Raw genomic sequence first — 25,116 nt, forward strand, 5'->3', positions numbered from 1 at the left:
GTGGACCTGCTGTTTAATCTTGCTGTACAGTAGCAGCTATAACGTCGCAGCACAGCAGGCCTCGCCGGCATTGATTCCGATGCCGCAGCAAATAACGATGACAGCAGGTCATTTTCTCTTTACCGCCAAGACGGTTATCCGTGCAGACGATGCGAAATCGCCGGCAGTGGCTTATTTCGTGAAACAGTTAAACAGCCCGCATAAAATTATCACCGGCAAAGCTGCTGCCACTAAGCCGGAACTGCTTATTACCAGTACCGGAGCGGAATTGTTGCCGGAAGAGGGCTACAGATTAACGGTAACGCCTGCACGTATTACGCTTGTCGCTAAAAACGCAGGGCAGTTTTATGGCCTGCAAACCTTGCTGCAGCTGCTGAACACCGCCCCGGAAAAAGGTTCGGTTGCTGGAATGATCATAGAAGATGCGCCCCGCTTTGGCTACCGTGGCCTGATGCTGGATGTTTCCCGCCACTTTTTCACCGTAGCACAGATAAAAGACCTGCTGGACCTGATGGCTTATTATAAGTTGAACCGTTTTCACTGGCACCTGACGGATGACCAGGGCTGGCGACTGGAAATTAAAAGTTATCCTAAACTCACCAGTGTAGGTGCCTGGCGCGTGCCGCGGATAGAATTCAGTGGCAATACCCTGCCGCCGCAACCTGGTGAAGTACCCACGGATGGCGGCTTCTACACACAGGAGCAGGTACGGGATATTATCCGCTATGCCGCAGCACGACACATCGAAATACTGCCGGAGATAGATGTGCCCGGCCATTCTATGGCTGCCATCGCGGCCTATCCGGAGCTATGCGTAACGAAGGATACCAGTATTAAAGTGAGTCCGGGTAGCAGCTTCGCCAAATGGTTCCCCAACGGTAGTTTTGAAATGTACGTAGATAACTCCCTGGACCCTACGGAAGATAAGGTTTATACTTTCCTGGATAAGGCGATGGGAGAAGTGGCGGCATTATTTCCCTACCCCTATATTCATATCGGGGGAGACGAATGTTATAAGGCATTCTGGGAGAAAGATCCGCGCGTACAGGCTTTTATGAAGGCACATCAGATAAAGGATGCGCACGCATTGCAATCGTATTTTATTAGAAAGTTGAATAAGATTGTCTTGTCTAAACATAAAAAGATGATCGCCTGGGATGAGGTGGCAGCGGGAGATATGAACGACAGCATCACCATCATGAACCGTTTTGGTGAAAAAGGCGCCGCGGAACAGATCAGGAAAGGAATGCATATCATACTGGCGCCGGGCGGCAACGGGCTTTATTTTGACTATGCCCAGAGTACTTCTGATCAGGAGCCATCGAGTCATGGCGGCGATGCGCCCGCCTGGAAAGCGTATCAGTATAATCCGGAATATGCAGGTTTGTCGGCAGAAGAACGTAAATTTATTATGGGTGTGGAAGCCTGTGTATGGACAGAAAACATACCGGCTGTAGCTAAACTGCAGTACATGCTGCTACCACGTATGCTGGCGCTGGCAGAAACAGCCTGGACGGATACTACCGCCAAAGACTATACGCGATTTGAAGAACGTGCGTTACCTGTGCACCTGGCGGCTTTCGATAAGGCAGGCATGAATTACCGGGTGCCCACTGCGTTTAATTATACCGATACAACATTCAGAACAGATACTTTCAGATTTGAAGAGCCGCAGTTGCCACTACCGGGAGCGCGTGTTTATTACACGCTGAATAACCGGCCGCCGGGCGACTACGACCACGTATATACGAATCCTGTGACGATCATTGTTCCCAAAGGAAAAGCGATCACGCTAAAAACCATCGTTATCACACCGGCAGGCCGCCGGAGTATTGTTACACGTACCGTACTGGATAATACCGGTGCCGCACCTGAAAAATAAATCAGCCTATGCAAAAGATTCGCTACCATGCTTTACTATTCGTACTGTTATTGATAGGTGCCGCCGCAGCCGCACAACAGCCCCTGCAACGCTTTGAAACCGTGGCTGCCAGGTTCCGTAACCCGGGTGCCGACTATGGCTCCGTACCTTTCTGGGTATGGAATACCCGGGTGACGAAGAACCAGATTGACAGCATGTTGCAGGACTATAGGAAAAACGATTTTGGCGGTGTGATTATCCATGCCAGGCCGGGGTTGATAACAGAATGGTTGTCCAAAGACTGGTTCGATTTATTTGAGTACGCCGTGCAGCAGGGGAAGAAGCTGGGACTGAATATCTGGATATATGATGAAAACTCTTATCCAACGGGGTTTGCCGGCGGACTGGTAGCAGATGAAATGCCTGCCGCCTATAACCAGGGACAGATGTTGTATATGGATGATACCATGCGATTGCCCGCAGATCTTTCTCCCTATTTTTATTTTTTAAAAGAAGATAATGGCAGATACGCGGATATCACCAATAATTTATCAGCAGAAAACGGGAAGACAGGGCATTACCTGTTGTTCAGGAAAGTAAACTATCAGCGTGGCAACAGAGGCTCTGTGGCTGGCCCTATCGGCGTATCTTATGTAGACCTGATGGCAAAAGGTGTTACTGATAAATTTATTGAAGTAGCCTATAAAAGTTATGAAAAAGTAATAGGACAGGAGTTTGGTAAATCCATTAAAGGCGTATTTTCTGACGAGCCTACCATCATCAATGAAGGGCGTAACTCCGTACGCTGGACGCCCGACTTGTTTGACCGCTTCTACCAGACCTGGCATTATGACCTGCGGCTGCAATTGCCTTCCTTATTCAAGGAAGTAGGCGACTGGAAACGTATACGCCATAACTATTATCAGGTACTGCTGCAGCTCTTCTTAGACCGCTGGTCTAAGCCGGTAGCTGCCTATATGAACAGTCATCAGCTTACCTGGACGGGCCACTACTGGGAACATGGCTGGCCAAGTCCCTATCATGGCCCTGACAACATGGCCATGTATGCCTGGCATCAGATGCCCGGTATAGATATGTTGTTTAACCAGTACAATGAAGATAAACCGGTGCAGTTTGGGAACATCCGTGCAGTAAAGGAATTGGGAAGTGTGGCTAATCAGCTGAACAAAACGCGCCGGCTTTCTGAAACCTATGGCGGCGGCGGCTGGGAGCTGACATTTAAAGATATGAAACGCCTGGCCGACTGGGAATTTGTACTGGGTGTGAATTTCCTGAACCAGCATCTTTCTTTTATGACGCTGACGGGTGCACGAAAATATGACTATCCGCCTAGTTTCTCCTATCACGAGCCATGGTGGACGTATTACAGCTATATTAATCACTATTACACACGGTTGTCGTACTTGTTGTCGCAAGGGCAGCAATACAACGATATACTGGTCATTGAGCCCACCACGTCTGCCTGGATGTATTATGCGCGCGATGGAGAGAACAAGCGTTTCTTCGATATCACCAAAAACTTCAATGACTTTGTAACACGGATGCAGCGTGCATTGCTGGAATATGATCTTGGATCGGAAAATATTATTAAAGATCATGGTAAGGTACAGGGAGCGCGTTTTGTAATCGGGCAAAGAGCTTATAAGGTAGTAGTGGTGCCGCCGGGCATGGAAAATATTGACCGCGCTACGTTTCAGCTGTTGCAGCAATTCAAGGCTGCCGGCGGAAAAGTAGTTTGCTTTGAACAGCTGCAATATGTAGATGGCGCTGCTGATAAAGCGCTCCACGATATAGGGAAAATATATGGAGCAAATATTAATCTATCTGCATTATTTAAAAATAATGGCTTTACTATCTCCCCGGAAAAAGGCGACAGCATTGGAGGAAATATATATCACCAGCGGCGCAGGTTAAGTAATGGTCAGCTGTTGCTGCTCACCAATGCCAGCATGACTTCCGCATCCGAAGCGCGGATTACTACCCGTGGACAGGATGTATTACAGCTGGATCTCCATACCGGCGATATTTCCCGCATCCCTTATACGGTACAGAAAGATGGGGTGCAATTCAGTTGCAGCATTCCACCGGCAGGTAGCAGTATGTTTTTTATTGCAGATAAAAAATTAGCAGGATATAAGACAATGCCACAGCCAGGCGCCTGGAATACTATCAGCACGCCAGTATCTACCATTCAGCGTGCCGCCGCTAACTCACTGACCATCGATTTCTGTGACCTGTATTTGCCGCATCCGGACACCAACTATGCGAACCTGCATGTAGGCGTGGCTTCCAATACGGCCTTTAAGCACCATGGCTTTACCGACGGCGTGGGCAATCCATGGAATAACCGCACCCAGTACAGGGATGCCATTACCCGCAGGGATACCTTTGCTACCGGTACCGGCTATACGGCAGTGTACCACTTTACCGTGAAACCCGGCGTGAACGCAACAGATTTTAAAGCGGTTGTGGAACAGCCGGGATTGTGGAAGGAGGTAAAAATCAATGGTGCCGTCATTCAGCATGAACCGGGGCAATGGTGGCTGGACCGGAGCTATGGTGTATATGCTATTGGAAAGTATGTCCAAACCGGTGATAATGAAATTGCGGTAACTGTGTCACCAATGAGTGTGTATGCAGAGATAGAACCCGTTTATGTCCTCGGCAACTTCTACCTGGCAGCAGCGGCAAAAGGCTGGGATATCGTGCCGCCGCAGCCGCTGGGATTCGGTTCCTGGAAGGAACAGGGAATGCCCTTGTATGGAAACGGTGTAGTGTATACGAAAACGTTTGTGGTGGATACAGTCACGGATTATGAAATTGTTTTAGGAAGATGGAACGGCACAGTAGCTGCGGTAAAGGTAAATGATTCACTGGCGGGTATTATCACGGGAGAACCCAATACATTAGTGATCGGGAAGTACATAAAACGTGGTGCCAACAAAATTGAGGTGACAGTAACGGGTAGTCTGAAGAATGTTTTAGGGCCTTTCTATAACAAACCTGTTCCGGGTTTGGTAGATCCGGGAAAATGGTACAATGTCAGATCTCAGCCTTCGGGCAGGGAGTATGATTTGTATGATTATGGATTGATGGATGATTATGACATAAAGATATTATTACGCTAAGGATGTGAGTGGATGCGAAATATACTTTATCGGGAGATAGCCCACCGCGCGCAGCGCGGAACCAACCAGCCGATACCGAAGGTATCGGCTGCAATATTTAACGCAAAAATTAGTATTCTTAAAATGTAAATATTACGCTTTCTCCGCGATTTTTTATAATTTGTCAATCTGACATTTAAAGTTCCGCGTTAAAAATTGATTATATGAAGCGTTTTTCCCATACCGCTAAGCTGATGTTCCTGTGTTTGCTGGCTGTAAACAGCCTGTCGGCGCAGGAGAGGAGTGTAACCGAACTATCTGATAACTGGAAGTTTTACAAAGGTAAGAACGACCAGGCCTACCAGGTATCGTTTAATGATGCAGGCTGGCAAACCGTGTCGGTACCGCACGACTGGGCAATCTATGGTCCTTTTGATAAGGAAATAGATAAGCAGAACGTGGCTATTGTGCAGAACAATGAGCGTACAACTTCGGAGAAGACCGGGCGTACCGGGGCTTTGCCGTATATCGGGGAAGGCTGGTACAGGAGGGCGTTCTCGCTGCCCCAATATAAAGCAGGCCAGCAGGTGCTTTTGCTATTTGAAGGTGCGATGAGCGAACCGACGGTGTATGTCAACGGGCAGGTGGCTGGCCACTGGAACTACGGCTACAACTATTTCTATTTTGATATCACCAGCCTGTTGCAGCAGGGCGGCAGCAACCAGCTGGCCGTACATCTGCAAAATGAGGCGGAGTCCTCCCGTTGGTATCCCGGTGCTGGTCTCTATAGAAAAGTAAGTGTTATCGTAAAAAATAAAGAGAGCATTGACCAGTGGGGCACTTATATTACCACGCCGATTATAACAAAAGATTTTGCAAAGGTAAATATCAAAACAAAAACCAGCGGTAAAGGCCTCAGGCTGGAAACCGTGATCCTGGATGCTGCTGGTAATACAGTGGTTTCCAATAGCACTACGGAAGCCTTTGGCGGTGAATTTGACCAGAACCTGCAGGTGCCGGCGCCTTTGCTTTGGAGCCCGGAAACACCGGTGTTGTATAAAGCAGTTTCTAAGCTCTATGCCGGCGATGTGTTGAAGGATGAAGTCACCACACCTTTTGGTATCAGGGAAATAAAATATGATCCGGCAACGGGCTTTTCCTTAAATGGCAAGGTGCGCAAATTCAAGGGCGTATGCCTTCACCACGACCTTGGCCCGCTGGGTGCGGCTATCAACATCGCTGCGCTACGCAGGCAGCTGCAAATCCTGAAAGACCTTGGCTGTGATGCCATCCGCAGCTCACATAACATGCCATCGCTGGAGCAGCTACAGCTGGCGGATGAAATGGGTTTTATGTTCCTGGCAGAGAGCTTTGATGAATGGGCGAAGCCCAAAGTGAAAAATGGTTACGCCAGATTTTTTGAACAGGATGCAGAGAAAGACGTAGTGAACCTGGTACATGCTACCCGTAACCATCCTTGTATCGTGATGTGGTCTGCCGGTAATGAAGTGCCCGACCAATGGGGTGCTGAGGGCGTAAAACGTGCAAAATGGCTGCAGGATATCTTTCACCGCGAAGACCCTACCAGGCCCGTTACCGTTGGCATGGACCAGGTAAAGGCTACCATGCAGTCGGGATTTGGCGCATTGCTGGATATACCCGGACTGAACTACCGTACACACCTGTACGAAGAAGCATATACTGCCTTTCCGCAAGGTCTCCTGTTGGGCTCAGAAACGGCTTCCACCGTGAGTTCACGCGGCGTATATAAGTTCCCGTTAGTAATAGCAAAGGATAAACAGTATGATGATCATCAATCGTCTTCCTACGACCTGGAATATTGCAACTGGTCTAATTTGCCGGAAGAGGATTTTATTTTACAGGAAGATAAACCATGGGTGATCGGACAGTTTGTATGGACAGGCTTCGACTACCTGGGAGAGCCAACACCATACGATGATAAGTGGCCTTCCCGTAGTTCCTACTTCGGTATATGTGACCTGGCGGGCATCCCCAAAGACCGCTACTACCTTTACAGGAGTGTATGGAACCAGGATAAACCTACCTTACATATACTGCCACACTGGAATTTTCCGGGAAGAGAAGGACAGGTGACACCGGTTTTCGTATATACCAGCTACGATAGTGCCGAGTTGTTTATCAACGGGAAGAGCATGGGCGTGCAAAAGAAAAATAATGCCACCCATCAGAGCAGGTACCGCCTGATGTGGATGGATGTAAAATATGAGCCGGGCACCGTTAAAGTGGTAGCCTTCGGGAAAGATGGCAAACCTGCCGCTGAAGAAACCATTGTTACTGCCGGTAAGCCTTATAAACTGCTGCTGGAGCCAGACAGAAATACCCTCCAGGCTGATGGTCGTGATATCTCCTTTGTGACGGTGAGTGTGGTAGATAAAGATGGTAATTTTTGTCCTACCGCTACAGCACAGCTGCGTTTCTCCGTGAGTGGCAATGGCGTGTTCAAGGCTGCCTGCAATGGGGATGCAACTTCGCTGGAACAGTTTCAGCTGCCTACTATGAAAACCTTCAACGGTAAACTGGTGGTGCTGGTGCAGTCTGCTGAAAAAGCAGGAAGCATACAGCTGAATGTTACCGGTGAGGGATTGAAAGCAGGGAAAGTAGATATCGTGGCTAAGTAAGTAACTGATGATATTGTAATAATAGTGATGGCGGCTCCCCGGAGCCGCCATCACTATTTCAGATTATCAGGAATGGCTGCTGTGGTCTGCTACCAGTCTTTTCAATATAATAAAAAAGGCCTCATTTTTTGTAGCATTGATATGGAAGGTCGGGTGCCTGCCGCTGTCTTTGATCACCTCAATGCCTTTGTCGACATGTGATAGCTTCATTATTTTATCCAGCCGTATTTTGGAGGTGCCTTCTGTGCTAATAAAAATAAGTTGTTTGTTGGTCAGATAAAGTTCTCCTGATTTGATTAAAGTCGGTACAGAAACTCCTTTGCGTACCACTCTATGTTCGAACCAGCTGACTTTTTGTGCCTCAAAAAAGCATTCTTCCTGGCGGCTTAATTCAATGTTGACATTCACAGGAGTTAAGGGGTGGTTTTCCAATTCCCACCAATGCTCAAGTTCTGCCAGCTTTTTTATAGTATCCGGATAATTTGATAACTCGATACCTAATTGTTGAGCTTTACTGAACAGTTCTGACTTAATGTATGGTGATAGCCTTTTACGTTTGTATATGCCTTCTACCATTGACATGAGTGCTTCTTCCCTTATATGAGCGTTAATAGTTTTGGCAACTGATGGCGACAGCTTTACTATTTGAGCGAGAGATACAAGTCTGGTAGCATCGGATTCGCTGTAGGTGCCATCTTTAATAGCTTCAGAAACGGCCTGCCGGTAATACTGTTCACCCATTTCTTTAAAGTAGGGCTGGAGTTGCTCTTCCGTCAGTTGTAATATTTCCTGTAGGTGCAGCAGGAGATCTTTCAGGTCTGGTAGCTTCCTGCGAAGACCGAAATTAAGATATACACTATAGAATTCAAGCATATTCAGTGAGAACTCTTTCAATGTATCAATACCATATCTGCTGTTGATGTTTTGTATTTGGGTAGATGATATTTTTTTAATATCATTTTCTGCCAGAAGATTATTGATTTCGATTACCGCATTTTCTTCAACAGCCTGTTTGAAAAATTTCTGGAGCGTGCTGGGTTTTCTTAGCGGATATGTCTGGAAAGGGGAACTAGTCATATGCTATTCATATTTTCTATAGGTTTCATACTGCGGTTCGTTCCAGTTACAAACACCGCCGTGCCAGGAGCAGGCGCCACGGCCGGTTGCGGAGGATGTACTGCCGTCACAACATCTGGTCACATAGCCAGTCACTCTTTTTCGTTCAGGATTAATTTTATTATGGTAAGTTTTTGCTGAAGTACTTCCTGCCTCCATGGCCAGCTTTAGATCTTTGACAGCCAGTTCCTGATTGCCCAGCTTATCGTAACATAATGCCCGGTTATATAGTAGCGTGGCATCATTCGGTGCGGTGAACAATAAATCAGTTAATATGACTAATGCCTGTTGGTATTTGCCTCCTGATAACAGTTTTAATGACTGCTCCTGCTGAACAGTAAATTTTATTGTTGCTATATCGCTTTTTTCCGTTTGTTGGACAGCGATAGAATCAAGATGAGATACCAGTTGATTTATTTGGTTGTCGCTCAGGTCTTTTTTTGCCTGGTGCTCTTTGAGCGACGACACGGCAGCATAAAACGTGACTTTACGTAAGCTGTCTTCCCGGGCGGTAAGGGCTTGTTGCTGCGTAATCGCTTTTTCGTGCTGCAATTGTTCCTGCCTCCTGTTGGTGTCTATGGCACTAAAATGAGAGACGGCCGCCAGGAAAGGAATGAATGCTATCGCATATGCGCCTCCTTTTATTTTGGTGGTAAACTTAAACCGTAGCTTCTTTTCAAGCCAGCGGTGTACACCAGGTAATAATCCCAGACCCAGTATTACAGCGAGCATGAATAGCGGGGGATGGGTAATATTTGCCAGTGCAAACAGAAAGAAAATGCAGGCAATGACAATACTTATCACCCTTTTCGTTTTGTTAAAGGGAGTTACAGTACTGACAGCTTTTTTAAAGTAATCCTGCTTAATGCTAAAGTCCCTGGGGATCAGATCAGGAATATATCTCATGGTTATTCAGGGTGGTTGATTCACATAACGGTTACTGAAAATTATGGAAAATTTTCGATAACAGTGTATTTTACCCTAAAATGAACAACATACAGGTTTATAAATTTATCATGTGATGATATTCGAAAAAATCCTGATAACATCAGCTGCTACTTCGAATATATTATTCGATCATCTGCCTAATAAAAAATCTCCATAAAAATCTGGTATCTCACTATTATAAATTGCTTGCGCTACATATTTATTATCATAAGACAGCTTGATGATTTCCGCGTCCACACCTGCTTCGCTGATCTGCAACACGCTATAGGTGGCCAGTCGGTCTGGCTCCCGGCTTCTGCCTACTGATCCGCAGTTAACTACCAGTAGCTGATCGTGTCGTTGTATATACGACTGATGGATATGGCCCATCAGTAACGCATCAACGCTTTTATCTTCCAGCATAGCTGCGGCAGTAGCGTATTCCGGCGCATAAATATATTCTTCGTTGCTACGCGGACTCCCATGCACCAGCAATATTTTCCTGTAGCGGTTACCGGTTTTAAAAGTAAGCTGTAAGTGGTAGGGGCATTGCGCTAGCCATCTTTTATTGGCAGCGGTGATTGTATGCTTGCTATAGGCGATGGCGGTATGTCTGCAAGCGGTTTCGTGTACATCGTGGTGTGGCAGCGGGATGACGGGTTTGTCGAAAGCGATGCGCTCATCATGGTTGCCAAGCAGGCAGGGAATATTCCTGTCACGGATTAAAGCGATTACCTCATTGCCCCAGGGGGCAAAATCCACGAGGTCGCCTAGGCAATAGATCTGCGTGATGTTTCTGGCGGCGATGTCCTGGAGTACGGCTTCCAGCGCTATAATGTTGGCGTGTATATCGCTGATGACGGCGATCTGTATCATGGGTTATAATTTCTCTTTTTTGGAAAGGTATACGATCATCAATGCGATGCCGCTCCATAGCAGCATCTGTAGCAGTGCGCCATGCCAGCCGCCGATGGTCCAGCTGAGGAGGCCAAAGAAGGTGCCCGTGCCCGCTCCGATGAAATAGGTGGTCATGTACACGGTATTGAGGCGACTATGGGCTTCCTCGTCGAGGGCATATATCCTGGTGAAGTTGGTGATCTGTGTGGCCTGTACGCCTATGTCCAGGAAGAATACAGCGCCTACCAGTACCGGCACTGATAAGGGAAATATTAGCATACACACAATACTTCCGATCAGGAGTCCTACCGTGATGTAGAGGTTTTTAAATACCTGGCCGCGGTCTGCCAGCCTTCCGAAATACGGCGCTACCAATGCGCCGCCAATGGCGATGATACCGAAGGAGCCGATGGTGCTGGACGAATAATTATACGGCGCCCCGCTCAGGTGGAAGGTGAGGGTGGTCCAGAAGGAGCAGAAGATACCGAAACAGAAGGCCCCCAAGAGTGCTGCCTGCCGCAATGTTTTGTAACGTTTGATCAGTTGCAGCGTAGAGGCGATCAGGTTAGTATAGCTGCCGCTGAACTTCGGTGCTACTGCCGGTAAAAAAAGATATAGTAAAATAATACTGATGATCACTAATACTGCGGAGGCAATGAATACACTACGCCAGCCCCAGAGGTCGGTGAGCAGGCCGCTGAGTATTCTTGAGCCGATAATACCACAGAGGATACCGCTGAATACAATACCAACGTTTTTACCCCTGTTTTCGGTGCCCAGTGTGGCTGCCATGGGCAGGATGATCTGCGCGGGAGAGGAGCAGATACCTGTCAGGAGCGCCAGGCTGTACAAAAGTGCCGGGCTGCTTACATTGGCAAATAATACCAGGAATACCGCCAGCAGTGTTGCGAGCGTGAGTATCAGCTTGCGCCTGTTGACTTTATCGCCCAGCGGCAGCAGGAAGAACATCCCTGCACCATAGCCTATCTGCGCCAGCATAGGGATTTTACCTACAGTCGTTTCCGTGGCGCCTATGCTGCCGGCAATCTGTTTGAGAATAGGCTGACTGTAATACACATTGGCCACAATGGTACCGGCGGAAAAGGACATCACCGGAATGGCATACTTACTTCTACTATCGGACATAAAACATGATTCGCTTGATACTGCAAACTTAGCTGGCCGGTAATGGGGAGAATTGTATATTTGGGTATATATTTTGTATTTTAAGTCAGATTGATATGAAACTTGTTCAGTTTGAGCCACTGTTTATACGGCATTTCAGCACGTTAACCTGGCCATTCCCATTGCATAACCACAATCATTATGAATTGATGTTTATTCGCTATGGGAGCGGGATACATGAGCTGAATTCCGTGAAAACGAGGTACGAAGGAGAGACCATATTTTTCCTCCTGCCAGAAGATAGCCACGACTATTTCATCGAAACGGAAACGGAGTTTAATGTAATCAAGTTCCTGCCAGGCATACTGAAAGGTGGTATCAATACTTCCTCCTCCGACTACTGGGACCACCTCCTCCACGACCTGGTAAGGAAATGGAAAGCCGGTGGCGCCGCGGCCTGTGAACCCAGCCACCTGAACCGCGCCAAGAAAATGATAAAGCTAATGGTAGCAGAATGGCTGGATAACAACCACCAGGCAACAGAGGTGCACACACATTTATTACGGGCATTGCTGCTCACGCTCGACAGAGGAATGGATACTGCACAAAGCGCGCATACGGGCTATGGCATTACGAAAATCGAGCGGATACAACACTATATTCACGCCAATATCTATTTTCCGGAGAAACTGACCATGGAACAGCTGAGTCACGCGTTCAGTATATCCGTATCGAGCCTGAAAGCCTTGTTCAAAAACAATATGGGCATGTCTTTGGGTGCATATGTCAGTTCCCTGAAACTGGAAGCCATCAAGGAACGTATGCGTAACAGTGATGCCACCCTCACGGAAATAGCGCAGGAATTCGGGTTTACAGATTCCAGTCACTTTACTCGGTTTTTCACGAAACAGGCAGGTGTGAGTCCGCTGAAGTTCAGGAAAGGGGAGTAGGGGATTGATGCCTAATTCCCATGAATATACTCATCCAGCAATATCACTTCCAGTAAGGTAAACCGGGGATATAGCGTATGATAGCCAAATTTGCTGGTCGTAGAATTTTGTGCCATAAAGGTGCTGTCGGTAAGGAATTTCAGCACCCATGTATCGTCTCTTTTTTTAAATACATCCAACAACGGAGGGCCATCCAATGTTTTTTGGACAGCATGACAGGAAGCGCAGTTCATTTGGAGTAGAGACCTCCCGCTAAGCACAGGTGACTTCACAAATTTTTCAGTTGAGAGCGGAGGGTTTTTTGTGGTATCACTATTAGGAAACGTAATTGTTTTTAACATTCGTAAGATCTGCTCTTTATTGGAAAGATTCCATCCCCGGATCTTAAAATTGTTTTTCCCGAAAGCCTGTGGAATGTGCAATCTTACATAATTTTCTGCAGGATCATCCGGTATCATCAATACGCCTGGCAGTCCGTTGACAGTATCGCTGGCATTTAAAACATGATCTTCCTCGTAGCCACCAATATTTAAATTATAAGGACCATAATCATAGAATAGTGAATCTTGCCCATTGGTAATCCCTTTTCTTTCCTCCTGATGAAAAGAATATTCGAAAGTCCGCCAGCCCACAGGTGTTTTAATCTGAAAGGGGCCACAGGAAAGTGGTTGCCAGTCGGTGGGGCCTGGGTTGCAGGCAGCCAGCAGCAGTATCAGGGTGATATAACGTAAACGCATAGGGATAGGAAGATTATTATATATGAAGATACTAACCCTCTTCTTAATATAAGTGCATTTTTCATTCATCCTACTTAATAAATTAATAACATACCCTTACTACCCCCATTACGCCAACTATTATACATTTGTTCTACTATCAACTCATGAAATCGCCAGCAACACACGATTTATTTAAGGAGATTTATCTGACCTACTGGGATACGCTTTTCGGGATAGCCAATAAGAAAATAGGTTACACACAGGACGCCATGGACATTGTCCAGGATACCTTCACCTATGTATGGCAACAGTTTCCATCGTTACAACTGGAAACGGCAAAGGCAAAGCCTTTCCTGATTACCTGTCTCTACTACCGGATATTCAATCATTTGCGCGCCAAAGGTGTAAATGAGAAACACCTGTTGCATTTCCAGGCTTACCTCGAAAATGAGCAAAGTGTCGATCCCCATTATACCGCAGGAGAGATTGAAGCGGAACTGGAAGCCGTTAACATCGCCATTATGGCGGAGCTGGACCGTATGCCGGAACGCATGAAACATATATTTATCCTCAGCCGCTATGAAAATAAATCTATTGAAGAAATAGCGGAATTGTATGAAATCGCCCCTAAAACCGTTAGAAATCAACTCAGCGATGCCATGCGCCGACTGAAGGATTTTGCAGACTCATACCCCGCAACTGCCCTGCTGCCGCTTATCTTACTGTTCCTGGAAGATTAATCACATTTGGTAACAATTCGTTAACCTGACCTACCCGGGATTTTTTTCGCTCCCCGATCTAACTATATGTATGGAGCCAAATCAACATCAGCTGAATATATTACTTGATCGCATCTACAACGGTACGGCAAACGAACAGGAGCGGGAAATTATCCGCAACTGGATGGTCGGGATGGATATCAGTGATACGGCCACTTCTGCCGATTTGCTGCAGGCCGCAAAACAGGATATGCTCCAACGTATCCTTGCAGAGGAACCTGCTGTAACGCCACCGACTATACGTAGTAATGGTTTCCTGAAAGCAATGCGCACCTGGAAAGCCGCTGCTGCCGTATTTGTGCTGGCACTGGCATCCTGGTTCCTGTTTAATAAAGGTAAATCTTCAAAGGAGCCGGTATATACTACCATCGCTGCTACCCAAAGAAATATCAAGCTTATTGAACTGCCGGATGGCTCACAGGTATGGCTAAACGCAGGCTCCAGGCTGGAATATATACCCGATCAGTTTAATAAAGATAAACGCTGTGTAAAGCTGACCGGGGAAGGGTTTTTCTCCATCGCACCTGATAAGGAACGCCCTTTTATCGTATCCTCCGATCATATAGAAACGCAGGTATTAGGTACTGCATTCAATATAGAAACCTATCCCGGCGAAACAGAGATCCGTATTGCGCTGGTGCAGGGCTCCGTTGCAGTAAAAGATATACATAGCAACAGCTATACGGTGCTGCATCCCAACGAAATGCTGCGCTATGTGCGGGCCAGCGGACAATCAGGGGTAGTCGGTTTCTCGAATAAAATGGGTGACTGGGTACACGGGCATATGATATTCGAAGAGCTGCCACTGGCTGATGTCCTGGACCGTATTGCCTATCGTTTTGGCATATCCATACAATACGACAGGGCGCTCGTCGCCAACAAAAGAGTAACAGGAGATATAAGTCCGGATAAATGGCAGACAGTACTGGACGACATTCTATTTATACATAAACTCAGGTATACCACCAAAAACGGCATTGTATATATAAGCAAGCGGTAATTACATCCCTTATTTAACAAACTAAAAAAATGGACCATAAGATTAACAGGAAACTGGTACAACACCGGTTCCTAAAGGCTATGCTATTGAGCTTACTTTTCCTGCAACTGGGAATGGCAGCACAGGCGCAGCTTAACAGCCTTCATCAAAAGGTGGATGTCAGGATGGACAATTCCAATGCACTGGCGATTATCACCGTGCTCAGTAAACAGTCGGGATGCTCCTTCTTCTACACTGCCGCTGAACTCGGTGTTGTCAAAGTAGCGGCATTCCGGGCCAACGGCACGCTGGGCAATGCATTGCAGCAACTGAAGTTGCAGGCACCGCTCGACTTTAAAGTCAATGGAAATAATATATCCGTACAGGTGACTACCGTTGCCGCCCCTACGAAAACAGATTCGCTGAAAAGACATCTGTTTAAAGGAAAAATTACCGACGCAAAAACCGGTAAACCAGTTGCACTGGTAGAAGTTTTTGCGCAGGAAAGTCATGCCAGTACCACTACCAACTTCAATGGCGACTTTGAGCTACAGCTGCCTGCTGCACACGACCTGTTCATCTTTACCAAAGCAGGGTATGCCAGCCAGGTGATTAACGGCAACGTACAAACGTTGCATGCGGTGTCGCTCGTACCTGATAACAGAACACTGCTGGGGGTAACCGTTTCTTCCAGGAAGCGCATGAATAACGAAGCTGCTGTATTGGATGAAAGAAAGAATGCAGCAACTGTTTCCGATGGTATTTCTGCAGAGAACATCGAGAAAACAGCCAGTATTACCACTGCACAGGCCCTGCAACGTGTATCCGGCGTAACGATCACCGATGATAAGTATGTAGCTGTGCGCGGCCTCGGCGACCGTAGCGTTATCGGTGAGCTGAACGGCATTCGCCTGGCTTCTTCAGACCCCGACAGAAGCACCATCCCGCTGGACCTCGTGCCGGCCAACCTGCTCGATAATATCGTGGTGTTCAAAACCATGACACCAGACAAACCTGCTGATGCTTCCGGTGGTATCGTGGAACTGAAAACGCTGTCCATCCCCACCAGGAAAACGCTGGCCATTACCGCAGAAGCAGGCACCAACTCCAATATCGGCCCGGGAGGTAAAGTAAACAGCTTCTATAACAGCGATATGGGTTTTTTAGGGGAGAAAATCAAAACGCATGACCTCCAGCAGAATTACCTGAGTCTGGATAAGCAATACCCTGGCGGACTCTCGCAAATACAACAACTGGCTTCAGGTGCAAAAAATGATCCTGCCATCTTATCTGAAATAGATAGAATCAACGGTATCATGCACCACTTCGATCCGGTGCTGACCACCCGCTATAAAAAGGCGCCACTGAATGGCATCTACAATATTACTTTCGGTAACGCCTACTCGCTGTTTAAACATCACCAGCTGGGGCTGATCCTCAGCGGCAGCTACTACAGCCGCTCCACAGATGTTAACAACGGACAGCTGAACCAGTATAGCATCTACCAGGGCGTAATGACCGGCAACCCGGCGATTGATGAATCACGGGTAATCCCTGCCTACATTACACCCAATACACCCAATCTGGGAAAGTATGTGGGTTATAAAGAAAATACAGGTACGCAAACACTGAACTATGGCCTCCTGGGAGGACTGGCCTACCGCTTTAACCCCAACAACGAAATCAGCTGTCAGTATATGGGTAACTGGGGCGGCGAAACACAGGCCACCAGCCTTACCGGACAGTATGCCTATGTAACAGGACTCACAGGGCCGGTATACAGCAACATATATTCGCTGAAACAAACCTATCGTACTTTCCGTACCTATAACCTGCAGGGAGAACATAAATTAAGCGATGGTAAACGCGCACCACGACTGAGTTACAACGCTGCTTCATCGCGGGCTACGCAGGATGATCCCGATTACAGGTTTATCAACCTGGCAGATTACCGCCCCGCTGGCGGAGGATATGTAACGGCACCCATTCCTGATGGAACCGGGTATCATTACCAGGGCGTCACGGATTATTATGCGCTGGTATCCGGCTATGTGAATGGTTTCGGCCCCTATGGCAAGATACAGGCCGACCCCAACGGACGCCGCTTCCGTAATATGACGGAAACCAACTATAACTACAAGGCAGATGTGACCTTTCCTTTCGGGATCAGTGGACTGGACCAGGCTTTTAAGACGGGTGTGAACTACCTGTACCGCGAAAGGAATTTTACTGAGAACGTATTGTCGCTGCCAGGTTCCAACTTCTCTACACTAAAACAATATCCGCTATACCAGGTATACGGTAACCTCGACAGGCTGGTGGGATATGATCAGATAGGTATACATCTGCCCACCGCATCTTCTCCGGAAGGTATGCCACTGACAAATGGTTTTCTGTATAACATCAGGAAATCTCCCAACAACTACACCGGGTTCTACGAAACCAGCGCCTTCTATGGTATGCTGGACCTGCACCTCCAAAGCAATCTTCGTTTAGCCGGCGGCGTGAGACTGGAGAAAACAAATATCCAGAGCAAAATCGATACTGCAGGCGTTTACATCGATCCATCGCTGTCTGACGCTGGTATCAACCTGGTCAATACCAACCCGGTATCTAAATATATTACAGAGTATAAACCTTACTATTCTGCCAACCTCACCTGGACATTGCAGGAAACCATGAACCTGCGACTGGCCTATGGTACATCGCTGGCACGCCCTGAGATCAGGGAGATGACCAATGTATTTGAGTTTGATCCGTTTCAGCAGGCGCTGGTAGTAGGGAATCCTAAATTAGTGAACCAGCAGGCCACCAGCTACGACTTCAGGTGGGAATGGTTTCCGCATAAAGGAGAAGTACTGGCAGCATCTTTCTTCGCCAAAGAAATACGTAACCAGTTAGAAAAAGTATTTATCCAGAATTCGGACGGCGTGAATGCGAAGTTTCCGGAATTCCCTACGGTGGCCTATCAGAACAACCCCAATGCCGGACATGTATGGGGGATTGAGCTGGAGATAGTAAAAGACCTGGGATTGTTATGGAAACCCCTCAACAACTTCTTCATCGGCTCTAACCTGATGGTTGCTTCCAGTTCTGTGCGCAAAAACAAAGAACGCCTGGATGCTGCGAGAATTATTGATCGCCAGTCGCCGGAAAACAGTCCGCTGTTTGAACAGGCGCCTTATTCCATCAATGGTTTCCTGAACTATACCAATAAAAAATCAGGTACAGATATCACTGCCACTTTCAATATGGTAGGAGAAAGGCTGATACAGGTAAATATGGACGGTTCTCCGGATTTGTACAGCCGGCCAATGCCTGTGCTGGACTTCATCTTCAGTCAGCAGCTGGCTAAAAGACTGGTGTTTAAAGGTTATGCCAAAAATATCCTCAACAGTCCATATGAAGAAGTATACAGCAACCCGCAAACGAACGGAAAATACTATGGTACCAGGTATTTAAGAAGAAGCTATAAAAGGGGAACCGAATTTATGCTTGGCCTTACCTATAACCTGTTCTAAAAAAGTGAATATGAGTATGACTACTACAAAATATTTTTTTCATGCGCTGATGGCCGGTATGCTGTTGCTGGGCACGGCCTGCAATAAGAGCAAGACCGACGTGCGGCCGGGCAACGAGCCGGATTACAGCAACATGGCTAAATCAACGGTAAGACTGATCACTTTCAACAAAACAGATCTGATCGTAAACAGTACCCGTGTTACTAACTGGTATGCAACAACGTTATCCAATCCGGTAGACCTGCCTTATCCGACACCGTATTTTCCCGCTTCCGGAAAATTTAACGGCAGCTGGTATCTGCCCCAGCAATTCCTGGATAATAAAGGTCAGGCCACCATTAAAGCCGGAAATCCCGGCGGTACGGGCCAGCCGGACTTTATCGCCGATTCTTTCCAGGTACAGGAAGATTATTACAAGCCCTGGGATTATTACCTGGGAACCAGCGCCGCCGCGAAGAATGGTATTTACAGTATGACGGCGGTACCGCGTAATACCGCATTGCCCGGAGATCCTACGCATATACGTATTCGCCTGGTAAATATTGGTATGGCTACCGGCAATGGTAGCGGTACTTTATCGCTGGCCTATGCGAATGGTACCCCTGTAAGTACTACCACTTCCGGTATTGCCAATCATAGCTGGTCTGATTACATAGAACTGCCTTATGGCAGCTACCAGTTCAAGGTGCTGATAGATGGTTCGGGGCTGCAAATACCCGGCAGGCCTGCCTTGCTGACCGATGCCGCTTCACAAACGAATTACTCATTAGGTGGTACACAGGTGTATTATGCGCCGGTACAAACCTTTCAGCCCGGTGGTGTATATACGATTGTAGTGGCGCAGATGTCCAGCGTGTATCAATACAAGGAATACCCGCTGTACCCTAACTGTTTCACTGTGGTCACCGATGTGGACCCTGCTGCGAACCTTACCTATGGACGCTTACAGCTGGTGAATGCGTTTGATGAATCAGAGAAAGGTATGGTCATACAGGTAGATGGCGTATCGCAGGTGCCTGTTACCTATGGTAACGCCGGCGGATATACGATACTGGTAGCGGGAACGCACCATATCAAAGCGACTGATGCTACCGGTAAAACGGCTATGGAAAAGGATATTACCATTCGCGGAGGCGATAACCTCACATTATGGGCCTATCCGGCTACAGATAACAGTATAGCCATGAGCGTTATACCAAACAATATGGGCGGACTCCGTAGCAATGGTACCAATGCTGACGGCTCCGATGGCGCCAATAACAGCTATGATCCGCTGAAATATAAAGTGCTGGTGCAAACACGTTTCCTCAATCTCTGTCCTGATTTACCTTATGTCAGCTTTACCGCTAAGAACGGGGCGCTGTTTACAGAAGCGATGTTTTCTGCCGCTGCCGCTGCACAGCAGCTGCAGCCTGGGTTAGCGCCTTCGGCAGTAACTGTCCCTTATCCCTATATCGATCTTGGCGTGGTAACAGGAGGCGCTGTGGAGGCTTATCAGTCGCAGCCAGGCGTATTACCTGGCAACCGCCTGATTAATGTGCCGGCACTTACTAAAATGGATTTTGTGAAGATGCCTGCCATGTATTTCCTGGATGGCAATGCCGGTGCGGAGTCAGGCGTATATACCGTGGCGTTGATAGGCAGAAACAACAGCAGCCAGCATCCCCGGATGATAGTAGTAAAACATAACCAGTAAATAAGAAAGCGATCATGACGCATTTTAATCATACAATGCCGTATAGCCGTAAGCGTTTGTACAGCCTGTTGGCTTACTGTTGCCTGCTGCTGATAATGGCGGGTTGCCGTAAAACAGAATACAACCTTATTCCCGATGCGGCCTACCTGCGTGTATTCAATAGTTTGAACTATGACGTAAACGTTACCACCAAAGATCAGCCGCCGCCCTTTCTCACCATGATCATTGATCCTGAGTTTGACGCGAACGGGCTGGTAACAGGTGGTAAGATCGTAGGCGACCACCTCGATCAGCGAAGCGCCTATGCAGGGCCTTATCCTGCCAATGCCGGCACTACTTCCTGGCGTAATACGGAATATCCTGGCAGCCAGAAAGTACTGGTAGGGCCTATCCTGAATGGTATCAACCTCTCCAGCTGGGCGCAGGTAGCTTCGGGCAAACACCGGGTATTGTTTTTCAGTCGCCCGATCAGCGAAATGTCTTTCTTCGGATTGCTGGAGCGGGAACGTAAAAACCTGCTGCTGGACAGTACCGTGGAATTTAAACCGGGAGAGATTTATACCATGGAAGTATTGCAGAAAACCGTATCGCAGCAATATCCTTTACCGGTGACTTTATACCTCCGTCAGGAACAGTTTACAAAGCTGCCTTTTGCGGATACCCTGCTGTATGCTAATGTATACAACCTGAGTGCCGAAGGGTATGCTGCCGCCAACCCGGGTATGAGAACAGCGATCTCTTATTACAATGCTACCAATAAATGTACGGCCTTCGGTGATACCATGAACCTTTACTATACGCTTTATAAAGATGATTGCGGATATCCGTATGTAGAAGGAACGGCCATCGGTAGTACGGTGATTCCCGGATTTAACAATATCTGGCTCGGAACGGTGGTTCGCTCACATAATGCAGGCACTGCACCTTATTACAGTATGCCCATGTTTGCAGCCTCAGATACGACGAAAGGAATACTCAGCCGCGAATGGGAGCTGCTGGTGCTGATGAAACCAGGGTTATTCCCTATGCCGGGCATACTACCGGTAACGGCTACACAGGGGATGGCCACCGCTAATCCTAAATACGGCGCCATCGCCTGCAGCAACGGCAGCGATGACGGCAGAGGTACCACTTCGGCCGCTGCCAGGAAAAGTATACCAAGAGTATCCAACAGGGATTACCTCGCCAGCTGCTGGCTGCCCAACCTGATACGGTATACCGCCTCGGGAAGCTATGCGCAGCGTTCTTTCGCTACTATCAGTACCATAGAAATCATCAATAACCAGGTGTATATGATGAGCGTGCAGCGTAGCTATGCGCCGCCAAATAAGTGATACAGCGCATGTAAGGTTTATGGTTGAAAATCTTCAATAAAAAACAAATGAAAAAACTACAATATAGCGGTTGGTTATTGGTACTGGTGCTGATGGTCTTCTCCTGTAAAAAGCCGGATTTTGAGGCGGAACAACAGGCCATGGCTGCCGGTACTATCAGCGACTATCTGAAAAATAATTTTGACTTTTCCCTCTTTGCTGCCGCAGTCAATAAAGCCGGACTGGCAGATAGCCTGGATAAGGCCGGCGCAGCCTATACGGTGCTGGCGCCCACGAATGCAGCCTTCAATAAAGATGGTGTACTCACGGCAGCCGATTTTGATAAATGGCCCGCAGATAGCTTACGCTACTTTGTCAGAACGCATATACTGCCTGTCAGACTCTTTTACAGCGATATTCCATTGTCTTCCGATAACCGGTACGACAACCTCAACGGGGCAAGGCTCTATATTTCCCGCTCCTCCGCGTATAATGCTGCGTTAGCGGTGAATGGCGTTATCGTACAAAGTCAGCCTTCCCTGAGTACTTCTGTGGCGGCTACTTATGGCGCTACACAACTGAACGGTGTGGTATATCCGCTGGGAAACACCCTGAAAGTGCTGCCCCAAACGGTGCAGGAATTCCTTTCTTCCCGACCAGCCTTTTCGCATCTCGTAGCGGGTTTTAAAAAATTCGGCTACTGGGATAAACTGGGCACAGATGGTCCGTTTACCGTGTATGCACCTATGGACTCCACTTTCGACCGCTGGGGAATCACGCTGGACAGCATCAGTAGAATGGATGCAAACAAATATGATCCGGTGGTATTTGGTGGTTATTTTCTGCAACCCAATCACCTGTTTGTATTGGATATATTACAATTACCACCTCCTTCAGGTATTAACTTCCTTGCTTTTTCGCTGGCGGATGCCAAATATAAATTAGTGATGGGGCAGCAGCCATTCGGTTTAGGCGTTGGCGTTGTAACGGCTGCTTCTGCGCTGACCTCCACACTGGTACCGGTGACGCCCTTCTGGAACCAGCCTTACGGTAACCAGGGTACGCCTTTCCTGGGAGAGACTACACAGGGTCTGGGCCTGAATCTCCTGAAAGGTACCTATATCAATTATACCTGCTCCAATGGCGTGGTACATATGCTGGGAGATATACTGGTATTGCCGGGTAAAGTAATTAAGTAAGAAGATAATATTCTAACAACAGCAATTCTTTATGAAGAAATATACTAACTGGTCATTATACTGTTTTTGCCTGTTGCTGCTATTGATCAGCGCATGCACAAAAACGGAGGAACCGCCAAAACCAATAGGAGATAAGCTGCCGTATTCCGGCAACGTCAATAAAAGTCTGGCACAGCTGATAGACTCCATACCTGAAGCATCCATTTTCAGTGCTGCTATCAAACGTACTACCATACAGCGTTATATGGATAGTCTGGCCGGAAAGAACCCCAATGGCCCCTATACGATGTTTGTGCCTTCCAACAAGGCATGGCAGGCCGCAGGGTTTACTGCTGATAATATCGGTACGGTTCCGGTAGCGACGCTGGATACGATTATCCGGTACCTGACCATACCCGGTGGTTTGCCGGCAAATACGGTTGATCTTACCGGGGAAACAAATTTCTATCCATTAATGGCCGGCGACAGAACACTGACGCGTTCGCAGGTGCCGTCACCATTCCTGTCGTGGACCAACATGTACTATTACTACAGGATAGCGGTAGGACTCACATCCGGCACATTAAGATTAAATGGCAGAACAGCCAGCAAGGCGCCGGCTATTCCTGCTATCAATGGCAGCCTGTTCCTGCTGGATACAATGATCGTGAAGCCTTTCTATGAAAGTTACCAGGTGTTGAATCATGATACCAGCTTCAGCTTCTATATGGCAGCCTTGAAGAAGAATAATGCCATCTATACTGCAAAAGGAATTATAGGCCAGTATAACGATACTTCTTCGCTGGTGTTGGCCATTGGTAGCAATACACCTGGTAAGGAACCTTTTGCTATTGTATTTGCTCCGGATAACAATGCTTTCAGAAAAGCCGGTTTTAATTCTATTGCAGATATCAATAATTATATAGATAAGTCTGCATTGGTAACTGCACCTGATTATACCCAGATGCGTACCAATATGGATTCTATACTGGTGAATCATCAGATACTGAGTAATTATAACGCGTTGAATCCTTTTTATACCTACATATATTCGATAGACCTGCTCAATAATATGTTCCTGCAACCTTTGAGCAATGCGCCATCAGCAGGGGCTTTGCTGGCTACCAATATCAACGGGCAGGTGGTGCTGCACCGGCAGGATTTCCCGCAGGGCCGCGCTGCCACTATTATAGCACCGTCGGATATCACTACGCTTACCGGTGTGATACACCGCGTTGATAACCTTTTATTGCCTACTCCATAAAAGAATTATAATGGAACCTAAAAAAATTATTACACGGCTGATGATGGGAGTGGTGCTACTTACTGCCTGCACCAAAGATAAAGTGCAGCCTGAAAACATATATGCCAAAACAGGTATTGCCGCCGTGGTGAACAGCAATTTCAGTTTATCGCTTTGCAGGTATGCATTGGTAACTACCCATTATGATGATACATTAAGTAAGCCTGGTCCGTATACTTTGTTAGGCCCGTCCAACGATGCTTTTACGGCAGCGGGCTGGTCATCTGGCGCAGCGCTGATACGTGCCACTGATTCTATCCGTGCCATGATGCCGTACCATTTTATTCGTGGCGCTATTAAGCTTGATTCCTTACCGATGGCTTTTAACCAGCCACTGACAGCCGGAAATGGACAGCCACTATATGTTACACACTGGGTGAATAGCCGGGATACCGCTATTGTGGTAAATGGTGTCAGAGTAAGCACTTTCGATAAGCCTGCAACGAATGGCCTGGTGAACATTACGGATGGGGTGCTTTACCCGATCGTCTATAACGATGTACAGCAGGCGGTTTCAGGTGATCCTGCCTTGTCGATGTTCAACGCTGCCATTATTCAGAGCGGCCTTGCAGCAGATTATAACACCGGCGGCCCCTATACGGTGTTTGCCCCGGTAAACGCGGCATTCAACGCTATCGGTGTGATGACGGTGGATAGTGTGTATAAAATGGATGTGTCCAAGCTGCAAAAAATCGTGAAGGCACATATCGCTACGGGAAGGAATTTTATCTATGATTATATCCTGAAAGCAGATGTAACCGCCAATACTTACCAGGAGCATATGCTCAGTGGCGCTATTTCTACTTTTACACTTGTGCCCGATCCCCTGCGTCAGGGCCGATTTGCAGGTATCACCCTGCAAACTGCTTCGGGGGCCAGTGTAAGCATCTCCCGAAAAAATATACTCGCAGGTAACGGCGTAGTACATAGCATCTCCGGGCTTTTAAATAATTAAACGATTTTT

17 protein-coding genes are annotated in these 25,116 nt (G+C 47.4%); 12 read left to right on the forward strand and 5 right to left on the reverse strand.

Going from position 1 to position 25,116, the window contains the following annotated elements; genetic code table 11:
- The first annotated feature begins 19 nt into the window (after positions 1-19).
- The 3 genes from F3J22_RS18125 (at position 20) to F3J22_RS18135 (ending at position 7,649) form a co-directional block, all read left to right on the forward strand.
- On the forward strand, positions 20-1,882 hold the full coding sequence (locus tag F3J22_RS18125) for a family 20 glycosylhydrolase (RefSeq protein WP_167019356.1): 1,863 nt from the start codon (positions 20-22) through the stop codon (positions 1,880-1,882).
- Between the two features lie 8 nt (positions 1,883-1,890).
- Positions 1,891-5,010 carry a glycosyl hydrolase gene (locus tag F3J22_RS18130; protein ID WP_167019357.1) on the forward strand — a complete coding sequence of 1,040 codons (3,120 nt, stop codon included), beginning with the start codon at positions 1,891-1,893 and terminating at the stop codon, positions 5,008-5,010.
- A 203-nt stretch (positions 5,011-5,213) separates the two neighbouring features.
- Positions 5,214-7,649, forward strand: coding sequence for a DUF4982 domain-containing protein (locus F3J22_RS18135; RefSeq protein WP_167019358.1), 2,436 nt, complete (start codon positions 5,214-5,216; stop codon positions 7,647-7,649).
- A 66-nt stretch (positions 7,650-7,715) separates the two neighbouring features.
- Here the strand turns inward: F3J22_RS18135 and F3J22_RS18140 are convergent, their stop codons facing one another.
- The 4 genes from F3J22_RS18140 to F3J22_RS18155 all read right to left on the reverse strand — a co-directional run bounded on the left by F3J22_RS18140 (position 7,716) and on the right by F3J22_RS18155 (position 11,735).
- Positions 7,716-8,726 carry a hypothetical protein gene (locus tag F3J22_RS18140; RefSeq protein WP_167019359.1) on the reverse strand — a complete coding sequence of 337 codons (1,011 nt, stop codon included), beginning with the start codon at positions 8,724-8,726 and terminating at the stop codon, positions 7,716-7,718.
- A gap of 3 nt (positions 8,727-8,729) precedes the next feature.
- Positions 8,730-9,671: a tetratricopeptide repeat protein gene (locus F3J22_RS18145; protein ID WP_167019360.1), complete on the reverse strand. Its 942-nt coding sequence runs from the start codon at positions 9,669-9,671 to the stop codon at positions 8,730-8,732.
- Between the two features lie 171 nt (positions 9,672-9,842).
- A complete protein-coding gene (locus tag F3J22_RS18150; RefSeq protein ID WP_167019361.1) occupies positions 9,843-10,568 on the reverse strand; it encodes a metallophosphoesterase in 726 nt (241 codons plus the stop codon).
- A 3-nt stretch (positions 10,569-10,571) separates the two neighbouring features.
- Positions 10,572-11,735, reverse strand: a complete 1,164-nt coding sequence (locus tag F3J22_RS18155; protein WP_167019362.1) for an MFS transporter — start codon at positions 11,733-11,735, stop codon at positions 10,572-10,574.
- Positions 11,736-11,830: 95 nt separating this feature from the next.
- Between F3J22_RS18155 and F3J22_RS18160 the strand changes: the two genes are divergently transcribed.
- Complete coding sequence (locus tag F3J22_RS18160) at positions 11,831-12,664, forward strand: AraC family transcriptional regulator (protein ID WP_167019363.1); 834 nt, start codon at positions 11,831-11,833, stop codon at positions 12,662-12,664.
- An 11-nt stretch (positions 12,665-12,675) separates the two neighbouring features.
- Here F3J22_RS18160 and F3J22_RS18165 read toward each other — a convergent pair whose 3' ends face one another.
- Positions 12,676-13,401 (reverse strand): cytochrome c, encoded by a 726-nt coding sequence (locus F3J22_RS18165; RefSeq protein WP_167019364.1) that lies wholly within the window; start codon positions 13,399-13,401, stop codon positions 12,676-12,678.
- Between the two features lie 146 nt (positions 13,402-13,547).
- Here F3J22_RS18165 and F3J22_RS18170 point away from each other — a divergent pair, with 146 nt between their 5' ends.
- From F3J22_RS18170 to F3J22_RS18205, 8 genes are all read left to right on the forward strand, one after another.
- On the forward strand, positions 13,548-14,123 hold the full coding sequence (locus F3J22_RS18170; RefSeq protein WP_167019365.1) for a sigma-70 family RNA polymerase sigma factor: 576 nt from the start codon (positions 13,548-13,550) through the stop codon (positions 14,121-14,123).
- Between the two features lie 70 nt (positions 14,124-14,193).
- Positions 14,194-15,162 (forward strand): FecR family protein, encoded by a 969-nt coding sequence (locus tag F3J22_RS18175; RefSeq protein WP_167019366.1) that lies wholly within the window; start codon positions 14,194-14,196, stop codon positions 15,160-15,162.
- 29 nt (positions 15,163-15,191) lie between these two features.
- A complete protein-coding gene (locus tag F3J22_RS18180; RefSeq protein ID WP_167019367.1) occupies positions 15,192-18,662 on the forward strand; it encodes a TonB-dependent receptor domain-containing protein in 3,471 nt (1,156 codons plus the stop codon).
- Positions 18,663-18,672: 10 nt separating this feature from the next.
- The gene (locus tag F3J22_RS18185) at positions 18,673-20,358 is read left to right on the forward strand and encodes a DUF4397 domain-containing protein (protein ID WP_167019368.1); all 1,686 of its coding nucleotides are present in this window, start codon (positions 18,673-18,675) and stop codon (positions 20,356-20,358) included.
- Positions 20,359-20,372: 14 nt separating this feature from the next.
- The gene (locus tag F3J22_RS18190) at positions 20,373-21,692 is read left to right on the forward strand and encodes a hypothetical protein (RefSeq protein WP_167019369.1); all 1,320 of its coding nucleotides are present in this window, start codon (positions 20,373-20,375) and stop codon (positions 21,690-21,692) included.
- 47 nt (positions 21,693-21,739) lie between these two features.
- Entirely contained in the window at positions 21,740-22,870 is a 1,131-nt protein-coding gene (locus tag F3J22_RS18195; RefSeq protein ID WP_167019370.1) for a fasciclin domain-containing protein, read from the forward strand.
- Positions 22,871-22,901: 31 nt separating this feature from the next.
- On the forward strand, positions 22,902-24,113 hold the full coding sequence (locus F3J22_RS18200; RefSeq protein WP_167019371.1) for a fasciclin domain-containing protein: 1,212 nt from the start codon (positions 22,902-22,904) through the stop codon (positions 24,111-24,113).
- Positions 24,114-24,123: 10 nt separating this feature from the next.
- Positions 24,124-25,107 (forward strand): fasciclin domain-containing protein, encoded by a 984-nt coding sequence (locus F3J22_RS18205; RefSeq protein ID WP_167019372.1) that lies wholly within the window; start codon positions 24,124-24,126, stop codon positions 25,105-25,107.
- Positions 25,108-25,116: the final 9 nt, after the last annotated feature.

Source organism: Chitinophaga sp. Cy-1792, from assembly GCF_011752935.1.
In the GTDB taxonomy this organism is placed as follows: Bacteria; Bacteroidota; Bacteroidia; order Chitinophagales; family Chitinophagaceae; genus Chitinophaga.

What these genes read in the sequence shown, in the direction of transcription:
- F3J22_RS18135 (WP_167019358.1), top strand. Translation starts at nt 5,214, where the DNA reads ATGAAGCGTTTTTCCCATACCGCTAAGCTGATGTTCCTGTGTTTGCTG.
- F3J22_RS18200 (WP_167019371.1), top strand. Translation starts at nt 22,902, where the DNA reads ATGAAGAAATATACTAACTGGTCATTATACTGTTTTTGCCTGTTGCTG.
- F3J22_RS18185 (WP_167019368.1), top strand. Translation starts at nt 18,673, where the DNA reads ATGAGTATGACTACTACAAAATATTTTTTTCATGCGCTGATGGCCGGT.
- F3J22_RS18165 (WP_167019364.1), bottom strand. Translation starts at nt 13,401, where the DNA reads ATGCGTTTACGTTATATCACCCTGATACTGCTGCTGGCTGCCTGCAAC.
- F3J22_RS18155 (WP_167019362.1), bottom strand. Translation starts at nt 11,735, where the DNA reads ATGTCCGATAGTAGAAGTAAGTATGCCATTCCGGTGATGTCCTTTTCC.
- F3J22_RS18145 (WP_167019360.1), bottom strand. Translation starts at nt 9,671, where the DNA reads ATGAGATATATTCCTGATCTGATCCCCAGGGACTTTAGCATTAAGCAG.
- F3J22_RS18180 (WP_167019367.1), top strand. Translation starts at nt 15,192, where the DNA reads ATGGACCATAAGATTAACAGGAAACTGGTACAACACCGGTTCCTAAAG.
- F3J22_RS18150 (WP_167019361.1), bottom strand. Translation starts at nt 10,568, where the DNA reads ATGATACAGATCGCCGTCATCAGCGATATACACGCCAACATTATAGCG.
- F3J22_RS18195 (WP_167019370.1), top strand. Translation starts at nt 21,740, where the DNA reads ATGAAAAAACTACAATATAGCGGTTGGTTATTGGTACTGGTGCTGATG.
- F3J22_RS18190 (WP_167019369.1), top strand. Translation starts at nt 20,373, where the DNA reads ATGACGCATTTTAATCATACAATGCCGTATAGCCGTAAGCGTTTGTAC.
- F3J22_RS18160 (WP_167019363.1), top strand. Translation starts at nt 11,831, where the DNA reads ATGAAACTTGTTCAGTTTGAGCCACTGTTTATACGGCATTTCAGCACG.
- F3J22_RS18175 (WP_167019366.1), top strand. Translation starts at nt 14,194, where the DNA reads ATGGAGCCAAATCAACATCAGCTGAATATATTACTTGATCGCATCTAC.
- F3J22_RS18205 (WP_167019372.1), top strand. Translation starts at nt 24,124, where the DNA reads ATGGAACCTAAAAAAATTATTACACGGCTGATGATGGGAGTGGTGCTA.
- F3J22_RS18140 (WP_167019359.1), bottom strand. Translation starts at nt 8,726, where the DNA reads ATGACTAGTTCCCCTTTCCAGACATATCCGCTAAGAAAACCCAGCACG.
- F3J22_RS18130 (WP_167019357.1), top strand. Translation starts at nt 1,891, where the DNA reads ATGCAAAAGATTCGCTACCATGCTTTACTATTCGTACTGTTATTGATA.
- F3J22_RS18170 (WP_167019365.1), top strand. Translation starts at nt 13,548, where the DNA reads ATGAAATCGCCAGCAACACACGATTTATTTAAGGAGATTTATCTGACC.